The sequence below is a fragment of the Paracoccus sp. MKU1 genome (assembly GCF_001447385.1).
Classification (GTDB): Bacteria; Pseudomonadota; Alphaproteobacteria; order Rhodobacterales; family Rhodobacteraceae; genus Paracoccus.
The window spans coordinates 1-15,727 of the sequence record NZ_LLWQ01000213.1 but is presented as its reverse complement, the minus strand read 5'-3'; the positions used below and the strand labels follow the sequence as shown (position 1 = coordinate 15,727).

General features: G+C 64.7%; 19 protein-coding genes and 1 tRNA gene. 15 read left to right on the top strand and 5 right to left on the bottom strand.

The genetic code is table 11. The annotated features are described in order from the left end of the window. The first annotated feature begins 213 nt into the window (after nt 1–213). From AQY21_RS22340 to AQY21_RS22305, 8 genes are all read left to right on the top strand, one after another. On the top strand, nt 214–807 hold the full coding sequence (locus AQY21_RS22340) for a riboflavin synthase (RefSeq protein ID WP_058099793.1): 594 nt from the start codon (nt 214–216) through the stop codon (nt 805–807). Then, entirely contained in the window at nt 807–1,385 is a 579-nt protein-coding gene (locus AQY21_RS22335) for a hypothetical protein (protein WP_058099792.1), read from the top strand. Before AQY21_RS22340 ends, AQY21_RS22335 begins: the two co-directional genes overlap by 1 nt. After that, complete coding sequence (ribB, locus tag AQY21_RS22330) at nt 1,375–2,493, top strand: 3,4-dihydroxy-2-butanone-4-phosphate synthase (protein WP_058099791.1); 1,119 nt, start codon at nt 1,375–1,377, stop codon at nt 2,491–2,493. Before AQY21_RS22335 ends, ribB begins: the two co-directional genes overlap by 11 nt. Before the next feature lie 4 nt (nt 2,494–2,497). Then, the gene (locus AQY21_RS22325; RefSeq protein ID WP_058099790.1) at nt 2,498–3,049 is read left to right on the top strand and encodes a 6,7-dimethyl-8-ribityllumazine synthase; all 552 of its coding nucleotides are present in this window, start codon (nt 2,498–2,500) and stop codon (nt 3,047–3,049) included. After that, complete coding sequence (gene nusB / locus AQY21_RS22320) at nt 3,046–3,546, top strand: transcription antitermination factor NusB (RefSeq protein ID WP_058099789.1); 501 nt, start codon at nt 3,046–3,048, stop codon at nt 3,544–3,546. The genes AQY21_RS22325 and nusB overlap by 4 nt, the downstream gene beginning before the upstream one ends. 85 nt (nt 3,547–3,631) lie before the next feature. Next, nucleotides 3,632–3,937 (top strand): hypothetical protein, encoded by a 306-nt coding sequence (locus AQY21_RS22315; RefSeq protein ID WP_058099788.1) that lies wholly within the window; start codon nt 3,632–3,634, stop codon nt 3,935–3,937. A gap of 413 nt (nt 3,938–4,350) precedes the next feature. Next, a complete protein-coding gene (locus tag AQY21_RS22310) occupies nt 4,351–5,262 on the top strand; it encodes a YdiY family protein (protein ID WP_058099787.1) in 912 nt (303 codons plus the stop codon). Nucleotides 5,263–5,595: 333 nt separating this feature from the next. After that, entirely contained in the window at nt 5,596–6,072 is a 477-nt protein-coding gene (locus AQY21_RS22305) for an MmcB family DNA repair protein (protein ID WP_058099786.1), read from the top strand. Here the strand turns inward: AQY21_RS22305 and AQY21_RS22300 are convergent. Then, nucleotides 6,053–6,280: a DUF6324 family protein gene (locus AQY21_RS22300; RefSeq protein WP_058099785.1), complete on the bottom strand. Its 228-nt coding sequence runs from the start codon at nt 6,278–6,280 to the stop codon at nt 6,053–6,055. The genes AQY21_RS22305 and AQY21_RS22300 overlap by 20 nt on opposite strands. A gap of 114 nt (nt 6,281–6,394) precedes the next feature. Between AQY21_RS22300 and AQY21_RS22295 the strand changes: the two genes are divergently transcribed. Further along, nucleotides 6,395–6,471, top strand: a tRNA-His gene (locus AQY21_RS22295). Nucleotides 6,472–6,839: 368 nt separating this feature from the next. Here AQY21_RS22295 and AQY21_RS22290 read toward each other — a convergent pair. The 4 genes from AQY21_RS22290 to AQY21_RS22275 form a co-directional block, all read right to left on the bottom strand. Further along, nucleotides 6,840–8,117, bottom strand: coding sequence for a type II toxin-antitoxin system HipA family toxin (locus AQY21_RS22290; RefSeq protein ID WP_238986880.1), 1,278 nt, complete (start codon nt 8,115–8,117; stop codon nt 6,840–6,842). Further along, nucleotides 8,071–8,376, bottom strand: a complete 306-nt coding sequence (locus AQY21_RS22285) for a helix-turn-helix domain-containing protein (RefSeq protein ID WP_238986879.1) — start codon at nt 8,374–8,376, stop codon at nt 8,071–8,073. The genes AQY21_RS22290 and AQY21_RS22285 overlap by 47 nt, the downstream gene beginning before the upstream one ends. Before the next feature lie 338 nt (nt 8,377–8,714). Further along, nucleotides 8,715–9,332: a plasmid pRiA4b ORF-3 family protein gene (locus AQY21_RS22280; RefSeq protein ID WP_058099782.1), complete on the bottom strand. Its 618-nt coding sequence runs from the start codon at nt 9,330–9,332 to the stop codon at nt 8,715–8,717. Nucleotides 9,333–9,347: 15 nt separating this feature from the next. Continuing rightward, a complete protein-coding gene (locus AQY21_RS22275; protein WP_058099781.1) occupies nt 9,348–9,665 on the bottom strand; it encodes an H-NS family nucleoid-associated regulatory protein in 318 nt (105 codons plus the stop codon). Nucleotides 9,666–10,026: 361 nt separating this feature from the next. On the opposite strand from AQY21_RS22275, the gene AQY21_RS22270 reads away from it, so the two are divergent. From AQY21_RS22270 to AQY21_RS22245, 6 genes are all read left to right on the top strand, one after another. Continuing rightward, the gene (locus tag AQY21_RS22270) at nt 10,027–10,989 is read left to right on the top strand and encodes an ArdC family protein (RefSeq protein ID WP_058099780.1); all 963 of its coding nucleotides are present in this window, start codon (nt 10,027–10,029) and stop codon (nt 10,987–10,989) included. Further along, nucleotides 10,986–11,381 (top strand): DUF2958 domain-containing protein, encoded by a 396-nt coding sequence (locus AQY21_RS22265; RefSeq protein ID WP_058099779.1) that lies wholly within the window; start codon nt 10,986–10,988, stop codon nt 11,379–11,381. The genes AQY21_RS22270 and AQY21_RS22265 overlap by 4 nt, the downstream gene beginning before the upstream one ends. Before the next feature lie 110 nt (nt 11,382–11,491). Further along, nucleotides 11,492–11,980 (top strand): RadC family protein, encoded by a 489-nt coding sequence (locus AQY21_RS22260; protein ID WP_058099778.1) that lies wholly within the window; start codon nt 11,492–11,494, stop codon nt 11,978–11,980. 117 nt (nt 11,981–12,097) lie between these two features. After that, complete coding sequence (locus AQY21_RS22255; protein ID WP_058099777.1) at nt 12,098–14,227, top strand: ParB/RepB/Spo0J family partition protein; 2,130 nt, start codon at nt 12,098–12,100, stop codon at nt 14,225–14,227. A 265-nt stretch (nt 14,228–14,492) separates the two neighbouring features. Then, on the top strand, nt 14,493–15,284 hold the full coding sequence (dgt, locus tag AQY21_RS28145; protein ID WP_082658237.1) for a dGTP triphosphohydrolase: 792 nt from the start codon (nt 14,493–14,495) through the stop codon (nt 15,282–15,284). A 62-nt stretch (nt 15,285–15,346) separates the two neighbouring features. Next, nucleotides 15,347–15,727: transposase (locus AQY21_RS22245; RefSeq protein ID WP_161906095.1), on the top strand; the 381-nt coding region annotated here is incomplete at its 3' end.

The following is a 15,727-nucleotide window of genomic DNA, read 5'->3' as shown; positions in this document are numbered from 1 at the left end:
GCCTTGGGGTCGGGGTTTTGCAGGATTTGGGCTTTTCGCTACAGGCGGGGCCCTACCACCGAGGTCATGCCCAATCTAATTGCACGAAAGTTCCGCCCCTGTCACGGGCTTTCCCAAGCATTTGCCCTAAAGGACAGATTCGACCGTTGCAGCTTTGCTTGAAGATCACGCGCCGAGGCTCTAGTTCTCGGGCAGCCAAAGGAAGGGGGCGCCATGTTTACCGGCATCATCACCGATATCGGCGAGGTTTCCCGCGTCGAGATGCGCGGCGACATGCGGGCGCGGATCTCCTGCCATTACGAGATGGCGGGGGTCGATCTGGGCGCCTCGATCGCCTGCGACGGCATCTGCCTGACCGTGGTCGAGAGGGGATCGGACTGGTTCGACGTGGACATCTCGGCCGAGACCATCTCCAAGACCAATATCGGCGCCAATGGCTGGGCGCCCGGCAAGCGGCTGAACCTGGAGCGCGCCCTGCGCGTCGGCGACGAGCTGGGCGGGCATATCGTCTCGGGCCATGTCGACGGCGTCGCGGTGATCGAGGAGATGCGCGACGAGGGCGACAGCACCCGTATCACCCTGCGCGCGCCCAAGGCGCTGGCGCGCTTCATCGCACCCAAGGGCTCGGTGGCGCTGAACGGCACCTCGCTGACGGTGAACGAGGTCGAGGGCGACCGCTTCGGCGTGAACGTCATCCCGCATACCCAGGCGGTGACCACCTGGGGCGAGGTGCAGGCGGGCGACGAGGTGAACCTGGAAATCGACACGCTGGCGCGCTATGTCGCGCGGCTGGCCGAGGCGGGCTGATGGCCGGGATCGGCCATAATCGCGGCCCGGCGCTGGCCGCGCTGGCGGGTCACGGCTTTCGCGCCCATTGCTGGTCCGTGGCGCGGCGCGAACTGCTGGGCGCGCGACTGCCGGTCGAGGTGGTGCGCATGCAGGTCCGCCGGGCGAAGGAGCTGGGGCTGGACTACAAGACCTATGCCGGGGTGCGGGCGACGACGGGCCGCGACCTGGTGGCCTTTCTCTATTCGACGAACGCGCTGGGAGTGTTCCGCGACCACCAGCCGGTCGGCGCGGCCGAGCGCAGGCGCATCGCGCAAAGTGCCGCCGCGCCGCATCTGGGCTGCGCGCCGGGGCTTGCGCCGGATGTGATCGCGGTGCAGATCGGGGCGGTCTCGGCCGAACGCCTGCCGCCCTTTGGCGACAGCTGGTCGGCGATGCGGGACAGGATGAAGGGCTGGCTGAAGGCTCAGGGCCTGCCCGGCGATACGGTGCTGATGATCGGCGAGACCGGGCATGAGCGGGAAATGATGATGGCGGGCGGGCTGGCGGGTTTCGTCACCGGCCAGAAGTTCTTTGCAGGAGCGGCGGATGCACTATGACAAGCCGGGACCGGTCGAGCGTGACTGGTCCGACGCGATCTCTCCCACCGAGGAGATCATCAACGAGGCCCGCAACGGCCGCATGTTCATCCTGGTCGATCACGAGGACCGCGAGAACGAGGGCGATCTGGTCATCCCGGCACAGATGGCCACGCCCGAGGCGATCAACTTCATGGCCACGCATGGCCGCGGGCTGATCTGCCTGGCCATGCCGGCGGCGCGAATCGACGCGCTCGGCCTGCAACTGATGAGCCCCAAGAATTCCAGCCGGCACGAAACCGCCTTCACCATGTCGATCGAGGCGCGCGAGGGCGTGACCACCGGCATCTCGGCCCATGACCGCGCCCATACCGTGGCGGTGGCCATCGACCCGAGCAAGGGCGCGGCCGACATCGCCACTCCCGGCCATGTCTTTCCGCTGCGCGCCCGCGACGGCGGCGTGCTGGTGCGCGCCGGCCATACCGAGGCGGCGGTGGACGTGGCGCGGCTGGCGGGGCTGAATGCCTCGGGCGTGATCTGCGAGATCATGAACGAGGACGGCTCGATGGCGCGGCTGCCGGACCTGATCGCCTTTGCCCAGAAACACGGGCTGAAGATCGGCACCATCAGCGACCTGATCGCCTATCGCCGCCGCCACGACAACCTGATCGCCGAGCGCGGCCAGCGCGCTGTGCATTCGATCTTTGGCGGCGACTGGATGATGCGCATCTTTGCCGACGAGACCTCGGGCGCCGAGCATATCGTGCTGACCAAGGGCGACCTGACCGCACCCGGCCCGGTCCCGGTGCGCATGCACGTGCTGGACCCGCTGCATGACGTGCTGGGCATCGGGCGCGAGAATGCCGGCACCCTCGGCGCCGCGATGCGCATCATCGCCGAGGAGGGCAGGGGGGTGGTGGTGCTGTTCCGCGATCTGGAGCCGCGCCTGCCGCGCCAGGACGAGGTGTCCTCGCATGTGCTGCGGCAATACGGGCTTGGCGCGCAGATCCTGTCCGCGCTCGGCCTGTCGGAGCTGGTGGTGCTGACCAATTCGGCGCCGGTCAAGGTGGTCGGGCTTGACGCCTACGGGCTTTCGATCCATTCCACCCGTTCGATTCCCAACGAGTGACCCCATGGCCGCCAGCATCGAACATCATCAATTGCCGCTGCCCCGGATCGAGGGCGGCGCGCGCCTGCTGATCGTGGTCGCGCCCTATTACCGCCAGATCGCCGACGGGATGATCGCCGGCGCGCGCGCCGTGGCGGAAGCCGCCGGCGCCGCGGTCGATCTGGTCGAGGTGCCCGGCGCGCTGGAGATCCCCAGCGCCATTGCCCTGGCCGCCAGCCGCAATCTCTATGACGGCTACGTGGCGCTGGGTTGCGTGATCCGGGGCGAGACGACGCATTACGACACCGTCTGCAACGACAGCTCGCGCGGGCTGACGCTGCTGGGCCTGCAAGGGCATTGCATCGGCAACGGCATCCTGACGGTCGAGAATTACGAGCAGGCCGAGGTCCGCGCCGATCCGCAGGGCCAGAACAAGGGCGGCGGCGCGGCGGCGGCGGCGCTGCACCTGGTCGCGCTCAAGCGCGGCTGGGCGGCGCAATCGCCGCGCGGTGACGCCGCGGCGCCGCGCGACGTCATCAAGCTGGCCGGCGAAATCGACGGGCCCGGCAGCGCATGAGCGGGTCGGGCGACAAGACGCGCCGCGAAGGCGACCGGCAGGTGCGGCAGGCCCGCGCCGCGGCCGCGCGGCTTTATGCGGTGCAGGCGCTGTTCCAGATGGAGGCGGCGGGCCAGTCGGCCGACCGCGTGCAGCGCGAATTCCTGACTTGGCGCATCGGCCGCGAGGACGAGGACGAGGATATCGTCTCGGCCGAGGCGGATCAGGCACTGTTCACCCGCATCGTGGACGATGCCGTCACCTGGCAGTCCAAGATCGACCAGATGACCGACCGCGCCCTGGTGGCGAAATGGCCGATCGGCCGCATCGACCCGGTGCTGCGCTCGGTTTTCCGGGCCGCGGGGGCGGAGTTGGTGACGCCCAAGACGCCGCCCAAGGTGGTCATTACCGAATATGTCCGGCTGGCGCAGACCTTCTTCGCCGAGGGCCGCGAGTCGAAATTCGTCAATGCCGTGCTGGACCATATGGCGCGCGAGGCCCGGCCCGACGCATTCTGACGCGGCCCGCAGGCGGCATTTTCCCCTCGGGCTTTGCCGCAATCCGCGCTAGAATGGTTTGGTCCAGCAGCTTCCGGGAAAGAACATGCCGCAACTGATCCGGCTGTATATCGTCAGTATCGCCATCGGCTTCGTGCTGGCGCTGGTGTTCACCGCGCTGCTGCTGGCGCTGGACGTGGCCACGCTGCGGCATTTGGTGACCGCGACGCGTGGCGGCTGGATCGCCGTGCTGATGCTGGTGTTTTTCCATACCATCCTGTTTTCCGGCGTGCAGTTCGGCATTCGCGTCATGTTGATGGCACGCCGGGACGGCCCGCGCGGCGGGCTGCGGCAGCGGATTCGCCGCCGGCCCGCACCGGCTCTGGCCCCCGCCGCTGCGCGCCCGCGCTGACCGGGTTTGCGCCGCTGCATTTTTGCGGCGCCACTGTGGGCCTTTCGCAACAATTTTACCTTGCCGGCAGCCCCTCGCGGCTGCCCTTTTTTTGTGCAGGCAGGGCCCGTCCCGCGCATGTTACCGGAACGTCGTCTTTCGTGAGCGATGTGGTGCCCTATTACCAACTGACGTCGCTGTGGAAATTGTCATGCAACCATGCGGCGAATTGGTTTCATCACAATTTTGCATGATCCATTTTCCGCCGACGTGCCGGTTCCCAGGGAATTTCACGTTTTTGAGAGTCGGTCCGCAATTTTCCGGCCCCCTTTATCAGCCGGCGGCGCGGTTCTACCTCTGGGCCAGCAGAGATGCTCGTGGCCCCGGAAGGCCGGTACCACGGACACGAAACGGTTCGGAAAAGGACTGACACAATGAAGACGCTTGCTTACCTCGCCGGTGCCACCGCCCTGGCCGCCGCGTTCTCGGCCCCCGCTTTCGCGCAATCCGAAATCGCCACGGGCGCCGATGCCACCGGCATCACGGAAGTCAACGAACAGATGCGGGACGTCGAGGAGGCGGTCCGCGACGATTTCGACCGCTCGTCCGACGCCTATCGCTTCGGCAATCCCGAGCGCCGCCAAGGCACCTTCGGTTCGGTCGCGCTGACCTATGCCGGCCGCACCGGCAACAACGAAAACCAGGACTTCAGCCTGGCCGGCCGCCTGTCGCACAACCAGGGCGCCTTCTCGCAATCGGTCGGCATCCTGCTTGAATATGGCGAAGACGACGACGGCGACAAGGATACCGAAAAGACCTATGTCATCTATGACGGTCTCTACAACATCAACGAGCGCTTCTATGCCTTCGCCCTGGGCCGCCTGGCGACCGACGGCCTGGCTGGCGACTTCGAGGGCCTGACCGCCGAGGAGATCGCCGATCAGCAGGGCCGGCTCAAGCGTGACGCCTTCCTCGGCGTGGGTCCGGGCTATCGCGTGATCAACACCGACACGACCGCTTGGCGCGTGCAGGCCGGTGTCGGCGTGCGCTACACCAAGAAGGTGGAACTGGAAGACGCCGATCCCCGCACCTACACCTCGGACACGGAAGTCGGCTACATCCTGTCGTCGCGGTTCTATCACCGCATCAACGACAACTTCTTCCTGACCAACGATACTGACTACCTGACCTCGGACAGCAACGACACGGCCACCAACGAACTGGGCCTGAACTTCAAGATGTCCGACGCCTTGGCGACCCGCGTGTCCTACAAAACCGAATATGTCTCGGACCGCGCGATCCGCACCGACAACACGCTGGGCGTGTCGCTGGTCTACGGCTTCTGATCGAGCAGAAAGAAGATCCCTCCTCTCTCTCCATGGGCGGCCTTCGGGCCGCCCTTTTTTCATGGGCGGAGGAAAGGGAAAGCGGTGGCGGGAACCGCAGCGACCGTGGCGGCGCAGGTTTCCCCGAAAGCCTGGATGTCCAGGTGGGCGCCGGATAACGGGACCAGGGCCCCGACAGAGCCAGCCCCCTCGGTGAAATTATAGGCCAGTGAGAAAAATGGCCGCGCACGAGAAGAGCAGAAACCCGCCAGCCCCAAAGATAGGACGGCCGCCCACGGGCTGCAAGGGCGACGCGGGCTTGCGAAATGTTTCCCTTTCGTTCATGGTGGGCGCATGAGCAGCGCCGCCGATCCGACCGCCGATCTTCTGCCCGCCCTGCCGGGGCAGCGGCTGACGCGCGGGGTGGCGCGGCTGCTGACCGGGCTTGGCCATGCCGCGCTGCCGGAGTTCGTGCCGACGGGCGGGCTGCGGGTCGACGTGATCTCGGTCTCGCCCAAGGGAGAAATCTGGGTCGTCGAATGCAAGAGCTGCCGGGCCGATTTCGTCTCGGACCGGAAATGGCGGGGCTATCTGCAGTTCTGCGACCGCTTCTTCTGGGCAGTGGATGCCGATTTCCCCGAGGAGTTGCTGCCCGAGGACTCGGGCCTGATCCGCGCCGATCCCTGGGGTGCCGAGCTGATCCGCATGGGTCCCGAATCGCGGCTGGCGGGGGCACGGCGCAGCCGGCTTCTGCGCGACATCGCCCGGGTCTCGACGGCGCGGCTGCTGGCGCTGACCGATCCGATGGGGATCAGCGGCGCGGCTTCTTGACGCCCTTGCCCGGCTTGCCGGGACCGCCGATGCTGCGCGCGGCCTCGGCGGCGGCCAGCAGCTCCTCGGCGATTTCCTCAGCCTCCTCGGGGTCGAAATCCAGCGGCAGGTCGATGTTCTCGGCCTCGACATAGATCCGGACCATCCCGTGGTCGGTGGGGCCGATCTGAAGATTGGCGGCGATGTCGCTTTGGCTGTTGATGCTCATGCTGGTTCTCCTGGCGCCTGGCCGGTGGATCTGGGGATTTTCCTTAACCCGCATGCGAAAAACCGGCAAGACGGGCTTGCACCGGCGCCGTGCTGGGGCTAGATACCCGCCTGTGCCGCCTTAGCTCAGTTGGTTAGAGCGCTAGATTGTGGATCTAGAGGTCCCCCGTTCGAGCCGGGGAGGCGGTACCACCGCAATAAGGCAGTCGGAACCCATGACCACGGTCCAGAACAATGGCATCGCGGATGCGGCCCGGCTTTCCGTTGCGCCGATGATGGATAAGGTGGATTGTTGTTGTGAATCAAATGCTTGATGGGTTATGTGTGCAGTATTTGCACACGAGTTTTCGTGCTTTGTTTCCTTCTCATTCGCGCGATACGTCGCGATTCAGCCGCCGTAGCCGCGATCTTCATGCAACCCGCGCAGGCTGAATGAATTTCGTCTGAATGGAGTGTCCGTCCCGCCATTAGGTTGGACAGATTGTCACTGCCGATATGGCTTGCCGATCCATGATCACCAACTGGGGCTGGTCCGGAAATTCCCGACTTCGGTCGCCCGGTCACCCGACCAGAATGGCCGTCATCGTCCGGACATGGGCGTCGATGCGCTCCAGGACCGCGCCGGGTACGACGGCGCGTTCGGGCAGATTCCACCAATGCGCGTCGACCGCCTGAACGGTTTCGGCAACCGCCTTCAAAACGGCGGGTTCGGGGAGCTTGGCGCGGTTGGCGAAAGTCTTCCAGCGCGCCGAGGTCAGTGCTTTGAAGGCGCGCTCGCCGCCGAGCGACAGGGCCAGGTCGTCCGCAGGAAGATAGGGGATGGTCGAGAGCAGGTCGTAGACGGGCGCGAGGGCAGGGGCGTTGCCGTCCCCGGGGTAGATCAGCGACCAGTTTTTCAGGTGCATGTCGCCATTGCCCATGATCACCGAGAGCGCGAGACGCCGGACAAACTCCAGCGCCGCCAACGGAGAAATGGCGATGCTGAGCGCTGATGCGATATCGTGATAGGCTGCGCCTTCGTATTTGCGCGCGGGGGGGATACCGAACACCTGGGCGAAATCCTCGATATGGATGCGCTGGCCGCCCGGCCCGCGATCGAAGCGGCGCAGCAGCAGGACCCGCCCCTCGGTCATGGTCTCGAATTCCGCTGGGATGCCGTCGAACTGGTCACGAGTGACCAGCTCGCGCTCGGGCACCTCCATGCCGATCGCTTCGGCCAGTGCGAGGTTGGCAAATTCGTTTTCCGACACCGCCGGAAAAGCTGTGGAGGGGAACTTGGCGATATATTGTCCGTCGCCGTCGCCGAGCGGCACGGTCAGCCCGCCGCCCTTGCCGGTGTTCTTCATCACCGAGAGTTTCATCTGGACGCCGGCCAGAGAGAAGCGAGCTTTCGGCGCCGTCTGCGTGGGCTTCGCCGGGGCCAGGGCAGGGCCGTCGCCCGGAAGGGCGCGCACTGCGCCGGGCAAGTCGGCCCCGAGCGCCGCGAGCAGGTCGAAGTCATTGCCGGGACGGACGCGCCCGGCGTGATGCTTTTCCATCGCATCGCGCAGCTTGTCCTCGGGAAGCAGGTTGGCGAAGAAGGCCGGCAGGGCACCTGCGATCGGCCGCGGATCCTTGCGCAGCCCGCCATTCGCCGCCCGGAAGGAGAGACTGAGGATGGGGTATCCACCTGTCGCACGATAGGCAGCATCGAAGCTGAAAGCGTTGAAATCGCCCGGGGTTCGGACTATGGTGCCGACCTTGTGCTGGTTCAGGAAGATATCCAGCGCCTGAACATTGGCGGCGGTTGGTTCAGCGCTCATCGTCAGGCTCCGGCTGCGGTGCGAAAGCCGGGGCATCCTCCCCAGCCTCGGGGCTGAGCAGGGTGCCGACCGCGGGCACCAGGAATTGCGGGATCAACATCATCTCGAGCCCGAGCGCGCGTGCGACATTCATCAGAGTAGTGGCGCGCGCGGCGGCAGCGCCCGTCTCGATGTCGCGGTAGCGCGGGCGGGAAATGCCAGCCAACTCGGCGACCTGTTCCTGGGTCAACCCGGCGGCCAGCCGCGCCCGGCGAAGCTGTGCGCCGATCGTGTGAAGAGAGGTTGTTTCGGGCACCAAGGATACCTTTGCGATTCATGTGATCGATATTGATCTGAAAACATATCATCATCCCGCTAAAACAGCAAGAATATGATCTGTATCCATATCTTCATGTTGTCTGAAGAGACGTATAGGTAACATTGATGTGGGAGCCAAGGAACGACGGCAAGACGCGCAATCCGGTCGCACATAAGGAGCGTATCTGATGGGGGGCGACCTTCAGACGTAGGCGACGATCTGTTTTACGATGGGATGCATCCAGGCGGGCACAGAGGCGATGCCAGAAATCTGAACAGCTGGGAGGAGGGTCATCCTGGCCCGCGGCACCGCCTTGAGGGCCGAGCCCTCTGCGCTCACCGACCAGAAGGCTTTGGCTTGGGCTGATGCAGGCGTCGGCTGGTGTTCTTGCGGAAGGTGTTGCGCAGATCCTTGTTGATCAGGTCGATGTCGAACCAGTCCGGATGGAAATGCCCGCCGGCCCAGCGAAGGTTGGAACTGTGGTCCTCATGGTTCGGATCGCGGATGGTCTCGAGGAAATCGGCATAGGACCAGGGGCCGCCGACATCCTCGGGCGGCCGGGCACGGGCACCTTCGGTGCATTCTGCGTGGCGGGGCAGGGGATCGAGGGATAGCCACTCCTCGATCCGGATCACATGGGTCCAGTCATCGCCAAAGTCGTAGAGATAAGTGAAGGTCAGATCCTGGCCGGTGAAATCCGCCAGCCTGACCTCAGTGTAGTCGAAGGTCTGCGGGCCCCCGAAACCATCCTCAAGCTGATCGGGGTCGCCATAGCGCAGCCCGCCGATCCGGAACTCATGCAGATGGCTGTCGGTCCAGCTGAACGCGGCCTGCAGCACCAAGTGCAGCCTGTCGAGCGTCCAGTCCGACGGCACGACAAGTCGCCGCCAGATCGGCGGGTCAATCTCCGCCAGAGAGACATGCAGGCGGACGGCATTCGCGGGCTGGTACAAGGCAGGTCTCCCCGATCAGATCGCAAAATCCTCGAGCGATTTTCCCGAAGCCAGCGCCTCGGCGATCCATGCCGGTTTGCGCCCACGGCCGGACCAGGTGATTTCGGCGTTTTCCGGATGGCGGTACTTGGGCGCAGACGGCGCCCGTTTCCGGGTGGGAGCCGCTTCCGCAAGCTCGTCGAAACTGAAACCGAGTTCGCGGGCCAAGTCGTCAACCTTGGCGCGGGCCTCGGCCTTGCGACGGTCCTCGAAACTGGCGATGGCCTTCGCAACATTCTTTTGCAACTGCTTCAGTTCGGGAAGCGACAAGGCGTTAAGATCGATATCCGTCATTTGGTCCTCTTTTATTGCCCGTTGGCTTTGAGTCCGAGCTCGCGGGAAGGAAGGCGTCTGGCGCTGGAAAGCAGGCACCGCGATTGCGTGTCAGATAAGCGCAGATATCCTGGGGATTACAACACGTCGGGGATTGGCGGCTCGCGGTTGGTGGCTTTTGCCTTTTTATGCCTGCCTCGGCTGAATACGAGGATTGTCTGGGGGAAAGCCTTCCCCCTCGTCGCCACTGGCGTTGCCGACGCACCCCCATCAGCGGGGAGACCCCGCAACGCCCCCTGAGAGTGAGAGTGCGGGCCGTTCGGCCGTGGCGGGTTGAGGGCTGGAGGAGAGGCCTCCGGCGCCCGTCGCGGAGATCATTCCGATGGCCAGAGAGCATCGCGCGGCCCGCAAGAGCGGCCCGGGCACGAACCTTTATGACGACATCACCGACAAGATCATCGCCGAGTTGGAGGGAGGCCGGCTGCCCTGGGTCCAGCCCTGGGGGACGGCGGCGGCGCAAGCGCCGCTCGCCATGCCGCGCAACGCCAGCACGGGTCGGCAGTATTCCGGGATCAATGTCCTGATCCTCTGGGGAGCCGTGATCCAGCAGGGCTATCCAACCCAGCATTGGTTGACCTTCCGCCAGGCGCTGTCGCTCGGCGGTAATGTCCGCAAGGGCGAGCGCGGCACAACCGTCGTTTATGCCGACCGGTTCACGCCTGACGACGAGAAGCGCCGCGCGCGGGAGACCGGAGAAGATGCAAACAGCATCCCGTTCCTGAAGCGCTTTACCGTGTTCAACGCGGCGCAATGCGAGGGTCTGCCCGACGACATCGCCGTCGAGGCACCGCCACCGCCGCCCGGGCTGATCGAGCCGCGGGTCGAGGCACTGATCGCCGCGACTGGTATCGACTTCCGGATCGGTGGCAACCGCGCCTTCTATGTTCCCGCGCTCGATTACGTGCAGGTGCCCCCTCCGCAGGCCTATTTCGAGCCGATCAACTGGCACCGCACGGCACTGCACGAGATGGGGCACGCGACAGGACATGCCTCACGGTTGGGGCGGGACTTCTCGGGGAATTTCGGCACGAAGACATACGCTTTCGAGGAACTGATCGCCGAGATTTCGAGTGCGTTTTGTTGCGCCTCGCTCGGGATCGTGCCGACCGTGCGCCACGCCGATTACGTGGGCGCGTGGCTGGAGGTGATGCGCGAGGATTCGCGGGCCATCGTGCGTGCCGCCTCGCAGGCCAGCAAGGCGGCCGACTGGCTGCTGGCCCATCTGCCCGACGACAGCACCGATGTTGAGCGGCAGCCCCCGACGGAAGGGAGGGCTGCGGCATGATCCTCCTGACCGACACACAGCGTGACCGTTTGCTGGCGAATGGCCGCGATCGCGATCAGGATCACATTCCGGTCGTGAAGTTCTTCAATCCCTTTGGCGCCGGTGTCTGGCTTGCGACCGAGCTCGATGAGGACGGCGACATCATGTTTGGCCTGGCCGACATTGGCTACCCCGAACTTGGCTCCTGGAGCCTCAACGAACTGCGCTCCATTCGGCTGCCCTTCGGCATGGGTATCGAGAGGGATCTGCTGTTCACGGGGGATTTCCCGATCTCGGTTTGGACCGAGGCCGCCCGGGATGCCGGCAGCATTCGCGATGCCGAGCGCCTGCTTTATCGCTCGGGCCGTCTGCCAGGCGGAACACGCCCCGATGCGGAGCCCCCGCGTTCTTGAGGGGTTCTGCAGCTTCGGCGCCGCTCGCTTCGCAGGAAGAGGGCGGCGCTTCTCCTCGTGACGCGGTGAAAGTTCGGCGCCCGGCCGGCTGCCCGTCGGAGAACAGGACCATGACACGAAACACGAGAATATCCGCCATCGAAGCGCAACCGCTCCGCTTCTCGGCCCAGGAGCAGACGGTGGTCTACGAGGCCCGGCAGATCCTGCTGCGCCACCTCAATCAGAACCCTGTCCTGACGTCCTGGCAGGCGGTGCTCGACTATTGCGCCCTCACCATCAGGGGCGATGTGGAGCGTTTCCATGTCCTCTATCTCGATCGCAGGAACCGGCTGATCTCTGACGAATGCCTGGCCATCGGCTCGGTCGATCATGTCCCGGTCTATCCCCGGGAGGTGCTGCGGCGCTGCCTGGCGCTCAATGCCTCGGCGCTGATCATCGTCCACAATCATCCGGCCGGCGATCCCGAGCCCTCGGCGGCCGACCTCGCGATGACCAAGGAAATCCGAAACGCCTGTGCGTCCCTGGGGGTGATACTGCACGACCACATCATCACCGGTGCTGGCCGGGAGACCAGCCTGCGTGCCCGCGGTGAGCTCTGATGCGTATGCGCATTCATCCGCGGCTCGGCCATGAGAGGGAAAGGAGTGGGGGGAGCTTCGTGACGGGCTGGTTGCCGGAGAGAGAGGCTCCCCGGCGTCCGTCATGGAGACCCTGACATGGCCACTGCCATTCAGAAGATCACCCTGTCGTCCTCGCGCGACATCCCCTTCAACAAGCTGGTGCTCAGCCAGTCCAATGTCCGGCGGGTGAAAGCCGGGATCTCGGTCGAGGAACTGGCCGAGTCCATCGCCCGCCGCGGGCTGATCCAGTCCCTGCATGTCCGCCCCGAGCTCGACGCCGAAGGGCAGGAAACCGGCCTCTTCGAAGTGCCGGCTGGCGGCCGCCGCTACCGGGCGCTGGAGTTTCTGGTCAAACAGAAGCGCCTCAACAAGACCGCGCCGGTGCCCTGTATCGTCTCGGACGCCGGAGACGACATCCTGATCGACGAGGTCTCGCTGGCCGAGAATATCGAGCGCGCGCCGCTGCATCCGCTCGACCAGTTCCGCGCCTTCCAGGTCCTTCGTGAGAAGGGCATGAGCGAGGAGGAAATCGCCGCCGCTTTCTTCGTCGACGCCAAGGTGGTGAAGCAGCGCCTGCGCCTGGTCTCGGTCTCGCCGGCGCTGCTCGAGACCTATGCCGAGGACGGCATGACGCTGGAACAGCTCATGGCCTTCACCGTCTCCGACGACCATGCGCGGCAGGAACAGGTCTGGGAGGCGATCAAGGATAGTTGGCAGAAGGAGCCTTACACCATCCGTCGCATGCTGACCGAGACCACGGTGCGGGCTTCCGACAAGCGGGCGCTCTTCGTCGGCATCGAGGCTTACGAGGCGGCGGGCGGCTATGTGCTGCGCGATCTCTTCCAGCAGGACGATGGCGGCTGGCTTCAGGACCCGGTGCTGCTCGACCGGCTGGCCGGCGAGAAGCTGAAGGCCGAAGCGGAGACCATCGCCGCCGAAGGCTGGAAGTGGATCGAGGTCGCGGCGGACTTCCCCTATGGCCATACCAATGGCATGCGCCGTCTGGCCGGCACCACCATCGACCTGACTGACGACGAACGTGCCGAGCGTGAGAAGCTGCGGGACGAGTTCGACGCGCTGGAGGCGGAATATGCCGAGGCTGACGAGTTCCCCAACGAGGTGGACGCGCGGCTCGGCGAGATCGAGGAGGCGCTGGAGGCCTTCGAGGCCCGGCCGATGCGGTATGACGCGGACCAGATGGCGAGGGCCGGTGTCTTCGTCAGCATCCGCCATGACGGCCAGCTCTCCGTCGAGCGCGGCTATGTCCGTGCCGACGACGAGGCGATGGAAGGTCAGGAAGGGCAGGGTGCTGATGGGTGTTCTCCCGAGGGAGGCGAGTCCGGTGGTGTGCAGCGCGCGGTCATCATGGTGGGTGGCACGGCGACCGAACACGAGGAGGACGATGAGGTCGAATCCATCCGGCCTCTGCCCGACCGCCTGGTCAGCGAGCTGACCGCGCATCGCACGCTGGCGCTCCGCGATGCCGTGGCGGCGAACCCGCATGTCGCCATGACGGCGCTGCTGCATCGGCTGGTCACCGATTGCTTCCTGCCGCATTCCACCAAGGGGTGTCTGGAGGCCCATGTCCGGGAGGTTCATTTCCCGGCGCAGGCCGACGACATCGGCGAAAGCGTCTCGGCGCGCGCCATCGCCGAGCGGCACGAACACTGGGGCGATCACATCCCTGCCGACGATGCTGCGCTTTGGGACTGGCTCTCCGGTCAGGACGACGACACCCGGATGGAGTTGCTCGCCCATTGCGTCAGTTTCGGCGTCAACGCCTTGCACGAGAAGCCCAACCCCTATGGCGGTATGGGCGTCAGCCAGCACGGGCTCGACGTGCGCCTGTCCCAGGCCGACCGGCTGGCGCGGGCAACGGGCCTCGACATGGTGGCGGTGGGCTGGCGCCCGACCGTCGCCAACTATCTCGGCCGTGTGACCAAGCCGCGGATCATCGAGGCGGTGCATGAGGGCGCCGGCGAGCGGGCGGCCCAGCTCATCGAGCACCTGAAGAAGGGTGACATGGCGAAGGAGGCCGAGCGCCTGCTGGCCGAAACCGGCTGGCTTCCGGAGCCGCTGCGCATGGTGGAGCGCGATGCCGAAGCCGACAGCGCCGTAGATGGCGCAGCGGATGCCGTCGATCTGCCTGACTTCCTCTCCGTGGACGATGAAGACGACGAAGCTACCGAGGAGGAAGACGTCCAGTCGATGGTCGCCGCTGAATGATGCTCAGGCGGGGTGGCCTTCGCTACCCCGTCCACCACTGCTCCGTTTCCCACATCGCCCGGTCCTCCTGACCGGGCTTTTCTTTCTGGTCTTTGCGGTGGACATCTCTGCCGCTCCGTGACTGGCTGCCAACTGAGAAGCTCGGCCCTCTCCGGACGTTCGCCCGCGATGAAGATGTTGCAACGCAGCTTCCTCATAACTGCCATTCAAGGGCTTTGCTTTTCGATCTAGCATCGACCCCGAGTATTTGCTCCAGGACATCCCTATGACCTCTAATGTTGCCTTTTTCCAAGAACGTCTGCACGAAGATCAGCCCAACCGTTCAAAAGATAAGCGGTCACCATTTCAGAGGGACCGCGCGCGCATAATGCATTCGGCGGCATTTCGGCGGCTGCAAGGTAAGACACAGGTGATGGGTACTGGCGAGGGTGATTTTCATCGAACTCGCCTGACACATTCCATCGAAGTGTCCCAGATCGGCTATGGTCTACTGGAAGCTCTGCAATTCAAGAAAGCCATCTTCCACAAGGATGCGCAAGATTGGCTGCCAGCGCGTGATCTGATTGAAGCCGCGTGCCTCGCTCACGATCTTGGGCATCCGCCCTTCGGGCACAAAGGAGAGCAAGCGCTGCACAAGGCCATGTTGCGCCATGGGGGATTCGAAGGAAACGGGCAGACCCTTCGCATTCTCACGAAACTTGAGAAGTACAAGGCGCGAGGGAAAGGGCTGTATCCGACGCGTCGTTTGGTTCTCGCAGTGTTGAAATATCCGCGTTCGATGAAGTCTTTCAACCTCGCTGACTATGTGAAGAAGCCGCCTAAGTCGTTCCACGAAGACGAGGAAAGTGTTGTGGAATGGGCGCTTGAGGGATTTTCCGTTGCCGATCAAAAGCAACTGATAACATCAGCCGACGGCAAAGGAGCCCATCATAGCCTTGACTGCAGTATTCTCGAACTCGCTGATGACATTGCCTATGGCATTCATGACATCGAAGACATTGTCGCGAGGGGTTTGGCGACTGAACGTGAAGTCAAAGAAGAGATAAGGAACCCCTGAAGAACCTCCCGGCTCTGGCGTGATCTGATAGACTGCGGGAACGCCTTTAAGGAGTTCCGCCGATGCCGAAGCAGCCCGCCATTCCCGGTCTTCGCGAAGCGATGAAGAAGAAGGTGACGCGGCGGGAGCAGTTCCTGGCGGAGATGGATGCCGTGGTGCCATGGGGCCGTCTCCTGGCGCTGATCGCGCCGCACTATCCGAAGGTGGGGCCGAAGGGTGGGCGGCCACCGATGCCGCTGGAGACGATGCTGCGGGTCTACTTCTTGCAGAACTGGTACGCGCTGAGCGACCCGATGGCCGAGGAGACGCTCTACGATAGCGAGGCAATGCGGCGGTTTGCCGGGATCGAGCTCGGCGACGACCGCATTCCCGACGAGACCACGATCCTCAACTTCCGGCATCTCCTGGAGCGGCACGGGTTGACCGAGGCGATCTTCGCCGAC

Excerpts from the sequence above, each read along its gene's own strand:
- AQY21_RS22340 (WP_058099793.1), top strand. The coding sequence starts at position 214 with ATGTTTACCGGCATCATCACCGATATCGGCGAGGTTTCCCGCGTCGAG.
- AQY21_RS22335 (WP_058099792.1), top strand. The coding sequence starts at position 807 with ATGGCCGGGATCGGCCATAATCGCGGCCCGGCGCTGGCCGCGCTGGCG.
- ribB (WP_058099791.1), top strand. The coding sequence starts at position 1,375 with ATGCACTATGACAAGCCGGGACCGGTCGAGCGTGACTGGTCCGACGCG.
- AQY21_RS22325 (WP_058099790.1), top strand. The coding sequence starts at position 2,498 with ATGGCCGCCAGCATCGAACATCATCAATTGCCGCTGCCCCGGATCGAG.
- nusB (WP_058099789.1), top strand. The coding sequence starts at position 3,046 with ATGAGCGGGTCGGGCGACAAGACGCGCCGCGAAGGCGACCGGCAGGTG.
- AQY21_RS22315 (WP_058099788.1), top strand. The coding sequence starts at position 3,632 with ATGCCGCAACTGATCCGGCTGTATATCGTCAGTATCGCCATCGGCTTC.
- AQY21_RS22310 (WP_058099787.1), top strand. The coding sequence starts at position 4,351 with ATGAAGACGCTTGCTTACCTCGCCGGTGCCACCGCCCTGGCCGCCGCG.
- AQY21_RS22305 (WP_058099786.1), top strand. The coding sequence starts at position 5,596 with ATGAGCAGCGCCGCCGATCCGACCGCCGATCTTCTGCCCGCCCTGCCG.
- AQY21_RS22300 (WP_058099785.1), bottom strand. The coding sequence starts at position 6,280 with ATGAGCATCAACAGCCAAAGCGACATCGCCGCCAATCTTCAGATCGGC.
- AQY21_RS22290 (WP_238986880.1), bottom strand. The coding sequence starts at position 8,117 with ATGCCCCGGCTTTCGCACCGCAGCCGGAGCCTGACGATGAGCGCTGAA.
- AQY21_RS22275 (WP_058099781.1), bottom strand. The coding sequence starts at position 9,665 with ATGACGGATATCGATCTTAACGCCTTGTCGCTTCCCGAACTGAAGCAG.
- AQY21_RS22270 (WP_058099780.1), top strand. The coding sequence starts at position 10,027 with ATGGCCAGAGAGCATCGCGCGGCCCGCAAGAGCGGCCCGGGCACGAAC.
- AQY21_RS22265 (WP_058099779.1), top strand. The coding sequence starts at position 10,986 with ATGATCCTCCTGACCGACACACAGCGTGACCGTTTGCTGGCGAATGGC.
- AQY21_RS22260 (WP_058099778.1), top strand. The coding sequence starts at position 11,492 with ATGACACGAAACACGAGAATATCCGCCATCGAAGCGCAACCGCTCCGC.
- AQY21_RS22255 (WP_058099777.1), top strand. The coding sequence starts at position 12,098 with ATGGCCACTGCCATTCAGAAGATCACCCTGTCGTCCTCGCGCGACATC.
- dgt (WP_082658237.1), top strand. The coding sequence starts at position 14,493 with ATGACCTCTAATGTTGCCTTTTTCCAAGAACGTCTGCACGAAGATCAG.